We start from the raw sequence: 278 nt of genomic DNA on the forward strand, positions 1-278 counted from the left end.
TCCATGTGGAGGCCTGGAGCGACCCGGTGACCACCTGGCGCCACATCGCCCGCATCAAGGTGCCGGCCGGGATCGACACCGGGGTGGTCCTGGAGGAGGGCGCGGACCTCTTCCAGCGTGCGGCGGCCGGGGTTCCCGCCGAGCGGCGACAGGTTCTCCTCGACGCGGTCGACACCCTCAGGGACGACTCCCTGCCGATGGTGTCCCGACTGGCCGCCGCTTTCCGTCCCGAGGTGGACGGGGTGCTGTCCCGGTATCCACTGCGGGAGTTCGTGACG

Annotated in this window: 1 protein-coding gene; it reads left to right on the top strand. The window is 71.2% G+C overall.

Annotation, left to right across the window (positions count from 1 at the left end):
• On the top strand, positions 1-278 hold a 278-nt coding region (locus tag H4N64_RS44320; RefSeq protein WP_186288281.1), incomplete at both ends, for a maltotransferase domain-containing protein.

It is taken from the genome of Streptomyces cupreus (assembly GCF_014257025.1).
GTDB lineage: Bacteria > Actinomycetota > Actinomycetes > Streptomycetales > Streptomycetaceae > Streptomyces > Streptomyces cupreus.